The following is a 14,994-nucleotide window of genomic DNA, read 5'->3' as shown; positions in this document are numbered from 1 at the left end:
TGTCCACTACCGGGACTACGCGAGGAACGGCGGCAGGGTTCGGCTGTCGTCCTCGGGCACCCAGCGGCCGTCGCGCTGCGTGTAGGTCCACTTCGGACCCTCGGTCACGAGAGTGCGCAGCGCCGCCACCAGACGATCCACGTGCTCGGCCGTCGTGCCCAGGCCGATCGACGCGCGCACAGCACGTTCCTCGTGCGATCCGGCCTGCTTGACGAGCCGGCCCACGATCACGTGTGCGCAGAACGCCCCGTCGCGGACGCCGATGCCGTACTCGGCGGACAGCGCCGCCGCGAGGAAGCCCGCGTCGAACCCGGAGATCGTGAAGCTGACGACGCCCACCTTGTCGGCGTCGGTCAGGATCGACAGCTCGCGGAAGCCCGGAATCGTGCGCAGGCCGTCGTACAGGCGCGTGAGCAGCTCCTGCTCGTGCGCGACCGTCTGCTCCCAGTGCCGCGACAGGATCTCGCAGGCAGAGGCCAGCGCGTGCACACCGACGACGTTCGGGCTGCCGGCCTCGTGCCGCTCGGGCACCGCGGACCAGGCCACGCCGAGGCGGTCGCCGTGGTCGGTCACCTTGGCCGTCGCACCACCGCCCACCAGGTACGGCTGGGCCTGCTGCAGCCAGTCCGAACGGCCGACGAGCACACCGGCACCGAACGGCGCGTAGATCTTGTGGCCGGAGAACGCGATGTAGTCGACGCCCAGCTCACGCACGTCGATCGGGCGGTGCGGGGCGAGCTGCGCGGCGTCGAGCGCGATCCGCGCGCCGTGCCTGCGGGCGACCTTCGCGAGCTCCGCGACCGGCCACAGCTCCCCCGTGACGTTGGACGCCCCGGTGACGATCACGAGCCGTGGGCCGACCGGGGCGGCGGCCAACGCCCGGTCCAGCGCGACCACAGCAGCGCCGGACGAAGATGGGGCGGGGATGCGCTGAACGTTCGGGCCGCGCCACGGCAGCAGAGCAGCGTGGTGCTCGCTGTCGAACAGCACGACCGCGGTGTTGCGAGGAACGCTGCGCGCCAACAGGTTCAGCGAATCGGTGGTGTTGCGGGTGAAGACGACGGCGTCGGACGAGCGGGCGCCGACGAACTTGCGGATGCGATCCCGCGCCTGCTCGTAGACGCGCGTGGAGACCTGGGAGGCGAACCCGGCACCGCGGTGCACGCTGGCGTACCAGGGCAGCAGCTCGTCGACGGCGTCGCGCACCTCCTGCAGACAGGGGGCCGATGCCGCGTGATCGAGGTTCGCATACGTCACGCGCTCTCCGGTGACGAGCGGAACGCGCAGGTCAGAGCCGACGACAGCCGGAACCGTGGTGACCGTGCCAGGGGTGATCGCGAGCGTCATCGAGCTGCCTCCGAGGCCAGGGGCCCCGTGTCGCGAAGGCCCGCGCTTGACCGGCGCCCCACGCGCCGGACCAGGTCCTCACCAAGGGCACCCCACCGCGGTTGGAGGGTTGCCGGCCAGCAAGCTTGGGCTTGACGCTGGCTCTCATGACCTGCCGATGACGTTAGCGGAGCCTCTCGGCGCTCGTCGACACCCGATCACATGGTGAGAAGCCTCGGAAACCGAGCTAGTCGCCGGTCTCGCCCTTCCACCGTGCGTAGCGACCAGCCCGGTCCACGGCACGTATGCGCCGCTCAGCGGCGTCGCGCGCTTCTTCGGTGGTCACGATGAGCAACTGGTCGTCGACCTGCAGCCGGGTCGTCGGCTGTGGCGTGAAACTCTTTCCGGACCGCACCACGAGGCTCACCGTGGCGCCGCTCGGCAGCCGCAGCTCGGTCATGTAGACGCCGTGCAGCTTCGACCCGCGCTGGATGTGCACCTGCAGCAGCTCGGCGCCCAGCTCGTCCAGCGGCGAGGAGTCGACCTGCACCTCCTGCGCCTCGTGCAGGTTCACCAGCCCGAGCCGGCGCGCGAGGAACGGCAGCGTCGTCCCCTGCACCACCGTGAGCACGATGACCAGCACGAACACCGCGTCGACCAGATTCCGCGCACCCTCGACCCCCTGAATCAACGGGATCAGCGCGAACACGATCGGCACCGCACCACGCAGCCCCGACCAGGAGAGGAACGCCTGCTCCCGCCACGGCACCTTGAACGGCAGCGACGCCAGCAGCACCGACAACGGCCGGGCCACGAAAGTCAGCACCACCCCGGCGATCAGCGCGGGCACCAGTGCGTCGAGCAGTCGTGACGGCGAGGCGTACAGGCCGAGCAAGACGAAGAGCCCGATCTGGGCGAGCCATCCCAGCCCCTCCGCGAACGAGAGGGTGTCGGCGCGGTGCGGCAGGCGGGCGTTGCCGAGCGCCAGAGCGGCGACGTAGGTGGCGAGGAAACCGGACGCGTGCACCAGATCGCCCGCGGTGTAAGCGATCACGCACACCGCGACGGTGGCGAGCGGGTAGAGACCGGTCGAGGGCAGAGCCGCACGTCTCAGCGCCGCCGCACCGAAAACACCGAGCAGCACGCCGATGAGCGCGCCCGCGGCGAGTTCGTAGAGCACCAGCAACGGAGCGGTCCACGAGATCCGGTCCGACGACGCCAGCAGCACCACGGCGATGTAGACCGGCGCGTCGTTGAGGCCTGATTCGAGTTCCAGCGCGCCCGTGAGCCGCGCCCCCACACCTAACGACCGCAGCACGCTGAACACGGCCGCCGCGTCCGTGGACGACAGCACCGCGCCCCACAGCAACGCCATCCGCCAGTCGAGGCCGAGCAGGAAGTGCAACGCCGTGCCGGTGACCGCGACGCTCACCGCAACGGCCACAGTGGACAGTGCGACGCCCAGCCGCAGCGACGACTTCACAGCGTGCCAACGAGTTGTGAGCCCGCCCTCGGTCAGGATCAGCACGAGGGCCGCGATGCCGAGAGACTGCGTCAGGTCGGCGTCGTCGAACTTGATGCCGAACACCGCCTCGCCCAGCAGGACGCCGATGCCCAGGTACAGCAACAACGAGGGCAGGCCGAGCCGGATCGACACCCGCACCGCGATCACCGAGATCAGCAGTACGGCTGCGCCGATGCCCAGCACGGCCGTGATGTCACCCACCTGGACCATTCTGATCGATCACCACCGAATTGGACGAATCAGGCGCGTTAACAACACCAGCCGTTCGCGCCCACTGGGCGCATGCACAGTGGAGCATGTTGATCAGTGGCTCAATCCCTGCCCTGCACGGAGTTGAACCATGAGGATCCTCATCGAGCTGGCGGCCGCCTTGATGGCGACCAGAACCACAGCAGCGCAAGCGGCGGCTCCGGCCGTCCTGGCGGCACCGAACATCAACGTCGCGAACGTCCAGGTGAAGGGCTAGCTCGACGCGGCGGGCTTCACCACGAAGCCGGTGTCGTTCGGCTACGGCGGCGCCACGGGTTACAACGTGATCGCCGACTACCCCGGCGGCGACGCGAACAACGTCGTCATGCTGGGCGGCCATCTCGACAGCGTCCGCGGCAACTTCGTCTACAACGTCCGGGAAGCCGGGTCGCCCGCCCTCGGCACGTGCGCAGGTGGTGACGAGCTCAAGACCGCGGACCCTCGCGGCCTGATCATCGTTTCGTGAGCACCTGCACTGCCTCGTCGAGCACCGGTTCGACGAGGCCGGGCAGGGTCACGTACATCTGCGCCTGGCCGAGGTAGAGACTGAACGCGATCAGCGCGCGCTTCTTCGCGTGCTCCCGGTCGAACCCGAGCTCCTCGAACAGCTCGGTCAGATATCCCAGCCGCCTCTCGGTGACGCGCTTGAGCACCGGCGCGATCACCTCGTTCTCGGCGTTCGCCTGCAACGCCATCTCCACCGAGCCCTTGCGCTGCCGGTCCAGCACCGTCTCGAACAGCGTCTTCAGCTTGTCCTGCGGGGTCTTCTCCGACTCCACCAGTTCGATGACCCGCTCGGTGTGCTCCCGTTCCCACCGCTCGACCGTCGCCTGCAGCAACGCGTCGCGGTTCGGGAAGTGGTGGTAGACGCTCCCCTTCGTCGCACCGGCCCTGGCCGCGAGCGGTTCGACGGCAACGGCCTGCACTCCGCCCTCCGCCAGCGCTCTCAGCGCTATCTCAGTCCAGTCGTCACGAGTGCGGCGCATTTCCGTACGCTAGCGTATGTTTCACCAACATACGGTGCCGTATGGAAGGAGCGTGTCGTGGTTCGCAACGTGCACGAGCGGGAACTGCCGGTCCCCGCAGGACCGTTCGTCGATCGCATCCAGGAGCTGTGGCCGGTGGCGGGCTGGCCGGCGATGAGGTTCGACCGCCCGTTGGGTGTCGGCGCGGACGGCGGGCACGGCCCGATCCGCTACCGCTGCACCGAGTTCGAGCCAGGCGAGTCGATCACGTTCGCCTTCAGCAGCGGAGAGGGCACGCACACGTTGTCGGCGTCGGGAAACGTGCTGAAACACGAGCTGGTCGGCAACTTCAGGCTCGCCACCCGGCTGCGCTGGGCCCTGGTGACCCGCTGGCTGCACGACGCCTGCCTGGAAGACCTCCTCGACAACTTCGAGCGGGCGGCAGGCCGCGAGCCCGTCGCACCGGCGCGGTGGTCGCCCTGGGTCCGACTGGTCCACCGTGCGCTCGGACTGGTCAGCAGCCGGTCGGCTCGCGTCTGATCAGGCCTTGCGCAGCAGCAACTGGGCCTGCTGGAACCGCTCGCCCTCGATCGGCTCCCGGCGCAGCCGCGCCACCTCGGCGAACCCGGACTGACCGGCCACGGCCGCGAGGGCGTCGGGCAACCACCGGTAGGCGAGCGTGACCTTGTGGTCGAACTCCTGCGGCCACGCCTCGTCACCGGCGAAGAAGCCGAGCAGCACGTGCCCGCCCGGCTTCAGCACTCGGGCGAACTCGTCGAAGACCTCCGTGAGCCGTTGCGGCGGCGTGTGGATGACGGAGTAGAACGCGAGGATGCCGCCGAGCGCCGCGTCGTCGATGTCGAGTGCCGTCATCGAGCCCTCGGCGAACCTGAGGCCCGGATGTGCCCGGCGCGCCAGCGCGATCATCTCCGGCGACAGGTCGACGCCGGACACGTCCAGCCCCAGCTCGTGCAGATGCGCGGTCAGGTGGCCGGGCCCGCAGCCGAGATCGGCGACGGGTCCGGCCTCCCCCACGATGTCGGCGAACGCTCTGAGCAACGCGCGTTCCAGCGGCAGCCGGTCGAGGATGTCGCTGAACATCTCGGCGTAGAGGCTCGCGACGGCGTCGTAGGCGATTTTGGTGTCGTGCAACGTGGACTGGTCGGTCACTCACCCACCGTACTGAGGGCGCAGCGCGCCTGGACCGGCGTGTAGGTGCCGTCGTGGTCGGCGCCATCGTTGTGCGTGCCGCCGTACAACGACCCGTCGTCCGCGAACTCCTCGTAAACGGCGGTGACCGGCGGCTGTTCAACATCACCGTGGACACGCCAAACGCTTGCCCCGTCCGGTGTCAGGCCGAGGACATCGCCCGACGAGGTGACGTCCGTGGCCTCGGCCGAACCGGTCAACGTGCGTACGACGTTGCCTTGCAGATCCCACTCCACGCCGACCGTGCCGGCGCCTCTGGACAAGCCGACGACACGGCCGTTCCGGATGGCGCGGACCTCCGTTTCGGTATGGCCGGGTAACGGTCGCAAGAGGGTGCGGATGCCGTTCTCGTCCCACACGTAGGCCTGCGCCGCCTCCTCGGCCAGGCCGTACCGCCAAGCGGCCACCCGGCCCTGGTCGTCGATGCCCGCGACGGTCCAGCTCGCGTCGTCGTCGGTGCCGGAGAGCGTCCGGGGCACCGATGAGTCCGCGGGCCAGATCGCCAACCGGCTGCCGGAACTCCCCACCGCGACCCCGCCGGCGTTGATCGCCGCAGCCCACGCGGAGCCGGCCCCGGGTAACGGGTCCAGCTCCACCCCACCGCGAGAAGCGTGGCCGTCCGCGGAGTTGACCAAGACGGTGCCGGAGGCGTTCACGTCGTCCGGGAACTGGCCCGGTTCCAGCGGCACCGACTGCACGGAACCGTTGTGCCACAACAAAGCCACGTCCTGCCATGCCGGAGCGGCACCGTAACCGAGGACGTAGCTGCCGTCGGCCGCCGCGCCGGTGATCGCCGCGAAACGCGTGCCGGCGGGCAACGGCAGATCCGCCGACGCCCACGAGCAGGCCGCCGCGGAAGCAGAACCCGGTGCGAACAAAGCGGATGCGGCCAGAGCAACGACCAGCAGAGCTCTCATCACGCATTGCCCGAGCAGTCGAACATGAGCGGCGTGCGGTAGGTCTCGTCTCCCCACGTGCCGTAGACATCGTCCCCGTCGGTGAACGACAGCTGGTTCGGCCCGGTCGAGTGGTTCACCTCGAAACCGCTGTCGGGGTCGAACCACACCAGGATGCCCGCGTAGTTCTGGGACAACACGTGGCCGCGGGAGTTCACCGCCACCGGCGAGGCGAAGTACGGGTAGCTGGCCGTGATCTCGCCGGAAGTGTTCCAGCGCACCGCCCTCGCGTCCTCGGTACCGGCGTCGGCGGTACCGACGGCATACGTGCCGCCGACCGCGGTCACCTCGGCCGTCGCACCGAGAGAGATCGCGCCGGACGCTCCGATCCAGTACTTGCCACCGGAGTTCGACCCGAGCACCGAGCCGTCGTCCGCGATGCCGGCCAGCGTCCAGGACTCGTCGGTGCCCGGTACCCGTTGCGGCGTCGCGGAACCCGCCGGCCACACCACCGGCTTGCCCTTGGACGTGCCGAGCGCGTCGCCGCGCTCGTTGAGGTAGAGCCCCTGAACCTCGTACTCGCCCGGTAAGCCCTGCAGGCCTTGGTAGACGCCGTCCGCGGAGCCGTCGTCGTGCCAGCGCGACGCCGCCTTGGAGAACGTCGAGTTCAGCAGCACCGTGCCGGACGAGTTCACGTCCGCGGCCCCGACGACGCTCCGGAAGAAGGACAGCTGCTTGACCTCCTGCCCGTCCTTCCACAGCAGCACTGTCGAGCCGTACATCGACTGGAACGACCCGTTGCCGACCGCGTACGAGCCCGCCGCGGCCGCCACTCCGCCGAACTTCACCGCGGGCGGCACCGGCAGCTCGACCGTGTCCCACGATCTGCACGCGATCGGATCAGCCGAGGCAGTAGCGGGTGCCACCACCGCCGTGGCAAGAAGCAGTGCGCCCGCCAGGACGCGCCATCCCCCAGAGAAAACCATCGCAGATCCCTTCGCTAGTTGGCCTGGTTCAACCGTAGCGACGGTGTCTGACAATTTTTTGAGGTGGAACGAGCGACGGGGCCGCCGTCCGAAGACAGCGGCCCCGCACAGCTGCGATCACACCCGCGCGACGGCCACCTTGACCTTCAGGCCGTCACCGACGGTGCCCTCGGCAACGCCCTCACCGAACACCACCGACGAGGTGAGCGTCTCCGTCTGCACGAACTCCAGATGCGGCGCCACGGCCGAACGCACCTCCTCCGGCAGGTCCAGCGTCAGCGTGATCCGGTCGGACACGTCGAGCTGAGCGTCCTTGCGAGCCTGCTGCACGACGCGCACCAGGTCACGCGCCAGCCCCTCGGCCTCCAGCTCCGGCGTCACGGCCGTGTCGAGCACGACGACACCGGCACCACCGGGCAGCGCCGCCGTGGCAGCCGGATCCGTTGCCACCAGGCGCTGTTCGTACTCACCCTCGAACAGCTCGATCCCGGCGGCGACGACCCGGCCGTCGGATTCGGACCAGTCACCGGCCTTCACGGCCTTGATGACCTTCTGCACGTTCGGCCCGAGACGCGGACCGGCAGCGCGCGCGTTCACCACGAGCTGGAACTGCCCGTACGCGTCGACGTCCGTGGACAGCGCCACGTCCTTGACGTTGACCTCGTCGCGCACGATCTCCGCGAAGTCCGCCAGCGAACCGGCCACCGGCGACGCCACCGTCAAGCGCGCCAGCGGAAGCCGCACGCGCAGCTTGTTCGCCTTGCGCAACGACAACGCGGTCGAGCACACGTCGCGGACCTCGTCCATCGCCGCCACGAGCGCGTCGTCGGCCGGCAGGTCCGACACCGACGGGAAGTCCGCCAGGTGCACCGAACGTCCACCGGTCAACCCACGCCACACGACCTCGGTCGTGTACGGCAGCAACGGCGCCGTCACGCGCGTGACGACCTCCAGCACGGTGTGCAGGGTGTCGATCGCGTCCTGCTCGCCGTCCCAGAACCGCTGCCGCGACCGCCGCACGTACCAGTTCGTCAGCACCTCCAGGTACTCGCGAACCATCTGGCACGCACCGGAGATGTCGTAGACGTCCATCGCCGCCTGGACGTCGCGCACCAGGTCGTGCGTCTTCGCCAGCGCGTACCGGTCGAGCACGTTCTTCGAGTCGACGCGCCACGTGCCCTCCTTCCCGGAAGCGTTGGCGTACAACGCGAGGAAGTACCAGGAGTTCCACAACGGCAGCACCGCCTGGCGCACCGCGTCCCTGATGCCGCGCTCGGTCACCACCAGGTCGCCGCCACGAAGGATCGGCGACGCCATGAGGAACCAGCGCATGGCGTCCGAGCCGTCGCGGTCGAAGACCTCGTTGACGTCCGGGTAGTTCTTCAGCGACTTGGACATCTTCTGGCCGTCGTCACCGAGCACGATCCCGTGCGCCACGCAGTCGCGGAACGCCGGCCGGTCGAACAACGCCGTCGCGAGCACGTGCAGCGTGTAGAACCAGCCGCGCGTCTGCCCGTTGTACTCGACGATGAAGTCGCCCGGGTAGTGGTTCTCGAACCACTCCGCGTTCTCGAACGGGTAGTGCACCTGCGCGAACGACATCGAGCCCGACTCGAACCAGCAGTCGAGCACGTCCGGGATCCGGCGCATCATCGACTTGCCGGACGGGTCGTCCGGGTTCGCGCGCACCAGGTCGTCGATGAACGGCCGGTGCAGGTTGTCCGGGCGCACGCCGAAGTCGCGCTCCAGCTCGTCCAGCGACCCGTACACGTCCGTGCGCGGGAACTCGGGGTTGTCCGAGGTCCACACGGGCAGCGGCGAGCCCCAGTACCGGTTGCGCGAGATGTTCCAGTCGCGCGCGTTCTCGAGCCACTTGCCGAACTGGCCGTCCTTGATGTGGCCGGGCACCCAGTTGATCTGCTGGTTGAGCTCGACCATCCGGTCCTTGAACTGCGTGACCGCGACGAACCACGCCGACAGCGCGCGCTGGATCAGCGGGTTCGCACACCGCCAGCAGTGCGGGTACGGGTGGTCGTACGTCTCGTGCCTCAGCAGCAGGCCCGCTTCCTTGAGGTCGCGGATGATCAGCTTGTTCGCCTCGAAGACGTGCACGCCCTGGTACGGCGCCACCTCCGCGGTGAACTTGCCGTCCGGCCCGACCGGCACGACGACCTCGATGCCCGCCGCGTCCGTCACGACCTTGTCGTCCTCACCGAACGCCGGTGCGATGTGGACGATGCCCGTGCCGTCGTCGGTGGTCACGTAGTCGGCCGTCAGGACCTGGTGCGCGTTCTCGCGGCCGACGAAGAAGTCGAACGGCGGCAGGTACTTCTTGCCGACCAGGTCAGAACCCTTGTAGCGGGCCACGACCTCGGGCTCCTCGCCCAGCTCACGCGCGTACGCCGCGACCCGAGCCTCAGCGAGCAGGTACTTGTCGCCGTCCGAGCCCACCACGGTCACGTAGTCGACGTCCGGGTGCACGGCGGCGGCCAGGTTGCTCGGCAGCGTCCACGGCGTGGTCGTCCAGACCAGCGCCTTCTCCCCGGACTCGAGGCGCAGCGCCACCGTGACGGCCGGGTCCTGCCGGTCGCGGTACGCGTCGTCCATCTTGGTCTCGGTGTTGGACAGCGGCGTCTGGCAACGCCAGCAGTACCAGAGCACCCGGAAGCCCTCGTAGATCAAGCCCTTGTCCCACAAGGCCTTGAACGCCCACATGACGCTTTCCATGTAGTCGAGGTCGAGCGTCTTGTAGTCGTTGTCGAAGTCGACCCACCGGGCCTGGCGCGTCACGTACTCGCGCCACTGGTCCGTGTACTGCAACACGGACGTGCGGCAGGCCTCGTTGAACTTCTCGATGCCGAGCTCGTCGATCTCGTGCTTCTGCGTGATGCCGAGCTGCTTCTCCGCCTCGTACTCGGCGGGCATGCCGTGCGTGTCCCAGCCGAACCGGCGCTCGACGTGCTTGCCGCGCATCGTCTGGTAGCGCGGCACGACGTCCTTGACGTAGCCGGTCAGCAGGTGCCCGTAGTGCGGCAGGCCGTTGGCGAACGGCGGGCCGTCGTAGAAGACGAACTCGTTGTCGCCGTTCTCGCCCACCGGGTTGCGGTCGATGCTCGCCTGGAAGGTCTCGTCGTCCTTCCAGTACCCGAGCACGTCCTGCTCGAGGTTCGGAAAGGACGGCTGCGCCGGGACCTCGTTCTGTCCGGCCCTGGGGTAGGCCATCTCCACTGCTCCTCGCGGTCACGTAGGACACGCGAGGACGACACGCCGGACGTTGCCCGGCAGGCCGCGGTACCACCCCGCTTGCTCACTGTTCGACGAGTGAGCCTCTCGTTCTTCGGCTGTGACGGGCCGGTCCCGTCCGGTTCTACTGAGGCGCTTCGCGCCCGTTCTTCCGGAGGCTCCCCGGTGATGGCCGGATCGGTGCCTGTACCTACAGGATACGGGTCGGCGCAAACCGTATGCTCGCCGGATGACGTTGACCATCGCGTTGTCGATCGTGCTGGCCCTGCTGTTCGTGGCCACGGGCGCGGGCAAGATCCTGGGCGCGAAGAAGTCGATCGAAGCCCGCGACCACTTCCGGATGAACGGGACGTTGTGGCGGACGATCGGCGCGCTGGAGTGGGCGGGCGCGGCGGGCCTGGTCGTGGGTCTGTTCACGTGGGAGTGGGTGGCGCACGCGGCGACGGTCGGGCTCGGGTTGCTGATGGTCGGCGCCACGATCACCCGGTTGAGGTACGACTCGAAGCCGACCGGCATGGTCGTGGACCTGGTGCTGCTCGCGTTGCTGATCACGCTGCTGTTCCTGGACCGGTGAGCTACTCCTTCCACGTCCTCGGCACTGCGGAGGTCCGGCGCGACGGCGCGCTGGTCGAGGTGGGGCACGCGCGGCAGCTGAGCGTGCTGGCGGTGCTGCTGGTGGACGTCAACCAGGTGGTCAGCGTCGACAAGCTGCTCGTGCGGGTGTGGGGTGAGGCGCCGCCACGGCAGGCCAAGTCCGCGCTCTACAGCTACATGTCCCGGCTGCGGACGGCGCTCGACGGGCTGCCGATCCTGCGGCGCTCCGGGGGTTACGTGCTGGAGGCCGAACCCGCGTCCATCGACCTGCACCTCTTCCGCTCTCTTGCGGCGGCCGGCAGGCACGGTGAGGCCGTGGCGCTCGTGCGCGGCGAACCGTTCGAGGGGCTGCACGGCGCGTGGTTCGACAGTCTGCGCGAGACGCTGGCCGGCGAGATCACCGCGGCCGAGCTCGACCACACCGACTCCAGGCTCGCTGCAGGCGAGTACCGCACGTTGGTCCCAGAGCTGACCGCGCGCACCAATGAACGCCCCCTCGACGAACGGCTCGCCGGACAGCTGATGCGCGCGTTGATCGGCGCCGACCAACGGTCCGATGCGCTCGCCTACTACTCGCGGCTGAAGCACCGGCTCGCGGACGAGCTCGGCCTCGACCCCGGTCCCGCACTGCGCGACCTGCACGCGTCGCTCACCCAGCGTCCACAGTGGAGTCCGCGGCAGCTTCCGGCCGCGCCAACGGGTTTCACCGGCCGGGAAGCCGAGCTGGCGGCACTCGAAGAAGGGCCGATCGTCACGATCACCGGGCCCGCGGGCACCGGCAAGACGTGGCTGGCGCTGCACTGGGCGCACGAGCACGCCGCCGACTACCCGGACGGCCAGCTGTTCGTGGACCTCAACGGCAGCGACCCGGCCGATGTCGTCCGCGCGTTCATCACGGCGTTGGGCACCTCACCGGACGGCATCCCGCCGGAGCCACACGCGCAGACAGCTCTCTACCGCACGTTGCTGGCGGACAGGCGCATGCTCATCGTCCTGGACAACGCCGCCGACACGGCCCAGGTCGTGCCGCTGCTGCCAGGAACACCGCGGTGCCGGGTGGTCGTGACGAGCCGCGAACGCCTGCCCGGCCTGGTCACCGCCCACGGCGCGCGCCCGGTCGTCCTCTGACGCAGGGGAGCTTCATGATTCGCTCTGTGCCGGCACCGGGTCGTCGGTGAGCTCGGCCTGGATGTGCTGACGCCGGAACACGAGCAACGACCCCAGCAGACCCAGCACCAGCACGCCAGCGGTCATCAGCCAGCTGTACCGCTCGTACCAGGGCGCCTGCGCCTTGCCGGTGAACTAGGTGCCGGACGTCGAAGAGCAGCACCTGATGACCGGCCTCGGCGAGGCCCTGGGCCAGCGGCAACCAGCCGCAGAACGAGTCACGGAGAGGCGAACCGATCGCCACGCCGCGCGGTCCTTCGCCGCGCAGCAGACCGGACACCTCGACGTCGTCCTCGGTGCGAAAGCTCACCGCCTTGTCGCGCAGCTCGCCCGGCACGCACGGGTTCGACTCAGCCTGAGCCGGCAGAGCCGTGCTGACCAGCACGAACGCGGCTACCACGCGATTCAGAAAACAGCCCCCAGAAACATCCGCTCTTCACAACGGATGCCGGGGCTGTTCGGGCGCCGTTCAGTCCGATCGGGCGGACCGGCTTTTGCGCACGAGCGTCGAGTCCGGCCTGCACAGGGCGCAGGGCGTGAACTGCAGCTGCCGTGCCTCCTGCACCGGGAGACCCAGCGTGGGCCTCCCGGCGAGCCAGGAGCACGAGCTCAGGTGGTAGCGGGGCCGCTCGTCCAGCACCCGCACCTCGTCCACCAGATCGGCCACCGCGAGCAGGTCTGCCGCGTCGGTGTCCTCTTCCGGTGGTTCCTCGTCAGCGGGCGGAGTGTCGGCCTCGGTCGAACTTTCCGGCGACACCACTACCCGTTGATCATCAGCTACTGCGAGTTGATCTACACTCTGCGCTACGGCTGCGGGGTCCCCCGGACGTCGTCGCCACCAGTCCCAGATCAGAACCAGGGCGGCGAGCACGCTCGCGCCCACGGATGACCACGCCCAGATCGTGTTGGACGTGGTCAGCGCAGGCACGAGCAGCCCGAGGGCAGCCAGCACCAGAAGTAGAACTACGAAGAGCACCTAATGAACAGTAGTTCAGCCCGCTTCGGCGCGTGCGCCGAAGGAGTAGCCCTGGGAACGACCCTCGGACGGAGCGGCCGGGCCGCGGTCCTGGAGGTCGCGCAGGGACGACTCGAGCATCGTCTTCAGTCGCGTGCGGTACTCGCGCTCGAACGTCTGCAGCTTGTCGATCTGCTTCTCGAGCGTGTTCTTCTCCTGGGTGATGTTGCCCATCACCTCGGCGTGCTTGCGCTGCGCGTCGCGGTCCAGCGCGGTGGCCTTCTCACGGGCCTGCCGCTCCAGCGTCTCGGAACGCGTCCGCGCGTCGTTCAGCATGGTCTCGGCACGCGTGCGCGCCTCGTTGACCATCGTGTCGGCCTTGGCACGCGCCTCGGACAGCAACTGCTCCGACTTCGTGCGGGCCTCGGACAGCATGCCGTCGGCTTCGGCCTTGGCCTCGCCGGTCAGCCTGTCCGCCATCTCCTGGGCGAGGCCCAGGACCTTGGCGGCCTGCACGTGGTGGTCACCGCCCCCGCCAGGGGACGTCTGCTCCATCACCGTGGGCGGCGGGACCGGCGCCAGGCGGCGCGGCTCCTCTACCGGCATACGGCTCGTCATGGGACCGGACGAAGCCTTCGCGCGCGCGTCGTCGAGGTCGGCGCGTGCGGTCTCGAGCTGCTGGTCAAGCTGCTCGACCTGCTGACGGAGATCGTTGTTCTCCTCGATCAAGCGGGCCAACTCGCCCTCAACCAGGTCGAGGAACGCGTCCACCTCGTCCTCGTTGTAGCCCCGCTTGCCAATCGGCGGCTTGCTGAATGCAACGTTGTGCACGTCAGCGGGGGTCAACGGCATCGGATCACCTCTCGCACTCCTGGGCTGCGGTCATCCCCGGCTTCCCCGTCATGGCCTGGGATCTGCGAATCGCATCAGAATGATAACGACCAGCCACAGCACAATAATCGATAGGTCCAGCCCGACGCCCCCGATCCGCACAGTCGGGATGATCCGACGAACGAGGCGGACCGGTGGGTCGGTCACGGTGTATACGGTTTCCAGCGTCACGGCCACGCCGCCCGCGGGGCGCCACTCCCTCGCGAACGTCCTCACCATCTCGACCACGACACGCGCGGTCAGGAACAGGGAGAACGCGAACAGGACGTAGAAGATGACGAGACGGATCGGGTCCACGGGTCAACTCTAACCGTGGTTCCCGAACCCACCCTCCGCCAGCTTCCGCCGGTCCTCCGCCGTCACGTCAACGTTGGGCGGTGAGAGAAGGAACACCCTGCTGGTGATCTTGTCCATGGACCCGCGCAGAGCGAACGCGAGACCGGCCGAGAAGTCGACGAGACGCTTGGCGTCCGCGTCGTCCATGTCGGTCAGGTTCAAGATCACCGGAGTGCCGTCGCGGTAGTGCTCCCCGATCGTGCGCGCCTCGCTGTAGTTACGGGGGTGAAGCGTGGTGATGCGCGCCAACGGGTTGCCTACCGGCTCGGCCACCGGGCGCAACCTGCTCACGGGCTCGCGCTGCGGCTCGACCGCGAGTGCGCCGTGCACGGGTGCATCGGCGTTCCAGCGCCGCGTGCCCGGGGTGCTCGCCCCGCGCCGCTGCTCCGGCTCGTAGTCGTCCGAGTCGTCGATCTCGGTCCGGTACCCGGAGCCCTGGAGCTCCGACCGGCCCGGCGTGAACACGCGGTTGCGCCGCGGATAGGGGTCGTAGTCGTCGGCCTCGGCCGCGTACTCGGACCGGTAGTCGCCGTAGCGGCCGCGGTCGTCGTCGTAGCCGGGGTCGTCTGCGTACTCTAGCACCTCGCCGGAGATCAGCGCCCGCGCGACACGGGTCTCGACCTCGTGCGCGATGTAGCGGCGCAACGGCCGG

Annotated in this window: 16 protein-coding genes and 1 riboswitch; of the genes, 5 read left to right on the top strand and 11 right to left on the bottom strand. The window is 68.9% G+C overall.

Annotated elements, in window-relative coordinates; translation table 11 throughout:
• Window positions 1-15: 15 nt before the first annotated feature.
• Together ABZX92_RS31320 and ABZX92_RS31315 are read right to left on the bottom strand one after the other, a co-directional pair.
• On the bottom strand, window positions 16-1,347 hold the full coding sequence (locus ABZX92_RS31320) for an aminotransferase class V-fold PLP-dependent enzyme (RefSeq protein ID WP_355567219.1): 1,332 nt from the start codon (window positions 1,345-1,347) through the stop codon (window positions 16-18).
• A 37-nt stretch (window positions 1,348-1,384) separates the two neighbouring features.
• A riboswitch (SAM riboswitch) is annotated at window positions 1,385-1,499 on the bottom strand.
• Window positions 1,500-1,573: 74 nt separating this feature from the next.
• Window positions 1,574-3,061, bottom strand: a complete 1,488-nt coding sequence (locus ABZX92_RS31315; protein ID WP_355567217.1) for a potassium/proton antiporter — start codon at window positions 3,059-3,061, stop codon at window positions 1,574-1,576.
• Window positions 3,062-3,191: 130 nt separating this feature from the next.
• On the opposite strand from ABZX92_RS31315, the gene ABZX92_RS31310 reads away from it, so the two are divergent.
• Together ABZX92_RS31310 and ABZX92_RS31305 are read left to right on the top strand one after the other, a co-directional pair.
• Complete coding sequence (locus tag ABZX92_RS31310) at window positions 3,192-3,317, top strand: hypothetical protein (protein ID WP_355567214.1); 126 nt, start codon at window positions 3,192-3,194, stop codon at window positions 3,315-3,317.
• Between the two features lie 30 nt (window positions 3,318-3,347).
• Window positions 3,348-3,566, top strand: a complete 219-nt coding sequence (locus ABZX92_RS31305; RefSeq protein ID WP_355567212.1) for a hypothetical protein — start codon at window positions 3,348-3,350, stop codon at window positions 3,564-3,566.
• Here the strand turns inward: ABZX92_RS31305 and ABZX92_RS31300 are convergent.
• Window positions 3,553-4,086, bottom strand: coding sequence for a TetR/AcrR family transcriptional regulator (locus ABZX92_RS31300; protein ID WP_355567209.1), 534 nt, complete (start codon window positions 4,084-4,086; stop codon window positions 3,553-3,555). The genes ABZX92_RS31305 and ABZX92_RS31300 overlap by 14 nt on opposite strands.
• A 57-nt stretch (window positions 4,087-4,143) precedes the next feature.
• Between ABZX92_RS31300 and ABZX92_RS31295 the strand changes: the two genes are divergently transcribed.
• Window positions 4,144-4,605: an SRPBCC family protein gene (locus ABZX92_RS31295; RefSeq protein WP_355567206.1), complete on the top strand. Its 462-nt coding sequence runs from the start codon at window positions 4,144-4,146 to the stop codon at window positions 4,603-4,605.
• On the opposite strand, the gene ABZX92_RS31290 is transcribed toward ABZX92_RS31295, so the two are convergent.
• The 4 genes from ABZX92_RS31290 to ileS all read right to left on the bottom strand — a co-directional run bounded on the left by ABZX92_RS31290 (window position 4,606) and on the right by ileS (window position 10,378).
• Window positions 4,606-5,166, bottom strand: a complete 561-nt coding sequence (locus ABZX92_RS31290) for a class I SAM-dependent methyltransferase (protein WP_355567261.1) — start codon at window positions 5,164-5,166, stop codon at window positions 4,606-4,608.
• A gap of 65 nt (window positions 5,167-5,231) precedes the next feature.
• Window positions 5,232-6,191 carry a hypothetical protein gene (locus ABZX92_RS31285; RefSeq protein ID WP_355567204.1) on the bottom strand — a complete coding sequence of 320 codons (960 nt, stop codon included), beginning with the start codon at window positions 6,189-6,191 and terminating at the stop codon, window positions 5,232-5,234.
• Window positions 6,191-7,156 (bottom strand): hypothetical protein, encoded by a 966-nt coding sequence (locus tag ABZX92_RS31280; RefSeq protein WP_355567201.1) that lies wholly within the window; start codon window positions 7,154-7,156, stop codon window positions 6,191-6,193. Before ABZX92_RS31280 ends, ABZX92_RS31285 begins: the two co-directional genes overlap by 1 nt.
• 117 nt (window positions 7,157-7,273) lie before the next feature.
• On the bottom strand, window positions 7,274-10,378 hold the full coding sequence (gene ileS, locus ABZX92_RS31275) for an isoleucine--tRNA ligase (RefSeq protein WP_355567198.1): 3,105 nt from the start codon (window positions 10,376-10,378) through the stop codon (window positions 7,274-7,276).
• Window positions 10,379-10,628: 250 nt separating this feature from the next.
• Here ileS and ABZX92_RS31270 point away from each other — a divergent pair, with 250 nt between their 5' ends.
• The gene (locus ABZX92_RS31270; protein WP_355567195.1) at window positions 10,629-10,973 is read left to right on the top strand and encodes a DoxX family protein; all 345 of its coding nucleotides are present in this window, start codon (window positions 10,629-10,631) and stop codon (window positions 10,971-10,973) included.
• A complete protein-coding gene (locus ABZX92_RS31265; protein ID WP_355567193.1) occupies window positions 10,970-12,121 on the top strand; it encodes a transcriptional regulator in 1,152 nt (383 codons plus the stop codon). The genes ABZX92_RS31270 and ABZX92_RS31265 overlap by 4 nt, the downstream gene beginning before the upstream one ends.
• A 508-nt stretch (window positions 12,122-12,629) precedes the next feature.
• Here the strand turns inward: ABZX92_RS31265 and ABZX92_RS31260 are convergent.
• Genes ABZX92_RS31260 through sepF form a run of 4 tightly spaced genes read right to left on the bottom strand, consistent with a single transcriptional unit; the run spans window position 12,630 to window position 14,924 of the window.
• Entirely contained in the window at window positions 12,630-13,136 is a 507-nt protein-coding gene (locus ABZX92_RS31260; protein ID WP_355567190.1) for a hypothetical protein, read from the bottom strand.
• 15 nt (window positions 13,137-13,151) lie between these two features.
• Window positions 13,152-13,967 (bottom strand): DivIVA domain-containing protein, encoded by an 816-nt coding sequence (locus tag ABZX92_RS31255; protein WP_089917266.1) that lies wholly within the window; start codon window positions 13,965-13,967, stop codon window positions 13,152-13,154.
• Between the two features lie 48 nt (window positions 13,968-14,015).
• Complete coding sequence (locus tag ABZX92_RS31250; protein ID WP_196777893.1) at window positions 14,016-14,303, bottom strand: YggT family protein; 288 nt, start codon at window positions 14,301-14,303, stop codon at window positions 14,016-14,018.
• A gap of 9 nt (window positions 14,304-14,312) precedes the next feature.
• Window positions 14,313-14,924, bottom strand: a complete 612-nt coding sequence (gene sepF / locus ABZX92_RS31245) for a cell division protein SepF (protein ID WP_355567258.1) — start codon at window positions 14,922-14,924, stop codon at window positions 14,313-14,315.
• Window positions 14,925-14,994 lie beyond the last annotated feature (70 nt).

It is taken from the genome of Lentzea sp. NPDC006480, from assembly GCF_040611995.1.
GTDB lineage: Bacteria > Actinomycetota > Actinomycetes > Mycobacteriales > Pseudonocardiaceae > Lentzea.
Note: the sequence above shows the minus strand (reverse complement) of the source record. Positions and strands in the feature narration are given on the sequence as shown.

Bases quoted from the DNA above. Each gene is read 5' to 3' on its own strand.
- ABZX92_RS31315 (WP_355567217.1), bottom strand. From the start codon at position 3,061: ATGGTCCAGGTGGGTGACATCACGGCCGTGCTGGGCATCGGCGCAGCC.
- ABZX92_RS31290 (WP_355567261.1), bottom strand. From the start codon at position 5,166: ATGTTCAGCGACATCCTCGACCGGCTGCCGCTGGAACGCGCGTTGCTC.
- ABZX92_RS31270 (WP_355567195.1), top strand. From the start codon at position 10,629: ATGACGTTGACCATCGCGTTGTCGATCGTGCTGGCCCTGCTGTTCGTG.
- ABZX92_RS31300 (WP_355567209.1), bottom strand. From the start codon at position 4,086: ATGCGCCGCACTCGTGACGACTGGACTGAGATAGCGCTGAGAGCGCTG.
- ileS (WP_355567198.1), bottom strand. From the start codon at position 10,378: ATGGCCTACCCCAGGGCCGGACAGAACGAGGTCCCGGCGCAGCCGTCC.
- ABZX92_RS31280 (WP_355567201.1), bottom strand. From the start codon at position 7,156: ATGGTTTTCTCTGGGGGATGGCGCGTCCTGGCGGGCGCACTGCTTCTT.
- ABZX92_RS31310 (WP_355567214.1), top strand. From the start codon at position 3,192: ATGAGGATCCTCATCGAGCTGGCGGCCGCCTTGATGGCGACCAGAACC.
- ABZX92_RS31320 (WP_355567219.1), bottom strand. From the start codon at position 1,347: ATGACGCTCGCGATCACCCCTGGCACGGTCACCACGGTTCCGGCTGTC.
- ABZX92_RS31255 (WP_089917266.1), bottom strand. From the start codon at position 13,967: ATGCCGTTGACCCCCGCTGACGTGCACAACGTTGCATTCAGCAAGCCG.
- ABZX92_RS31285 (WP_355567204.1), bottom strand. From the start codon at position 6,191: ATGAGAGCTCTGCTGGTCGTTGCTCTGGCCGCATCCGCTTTGTTCGCA.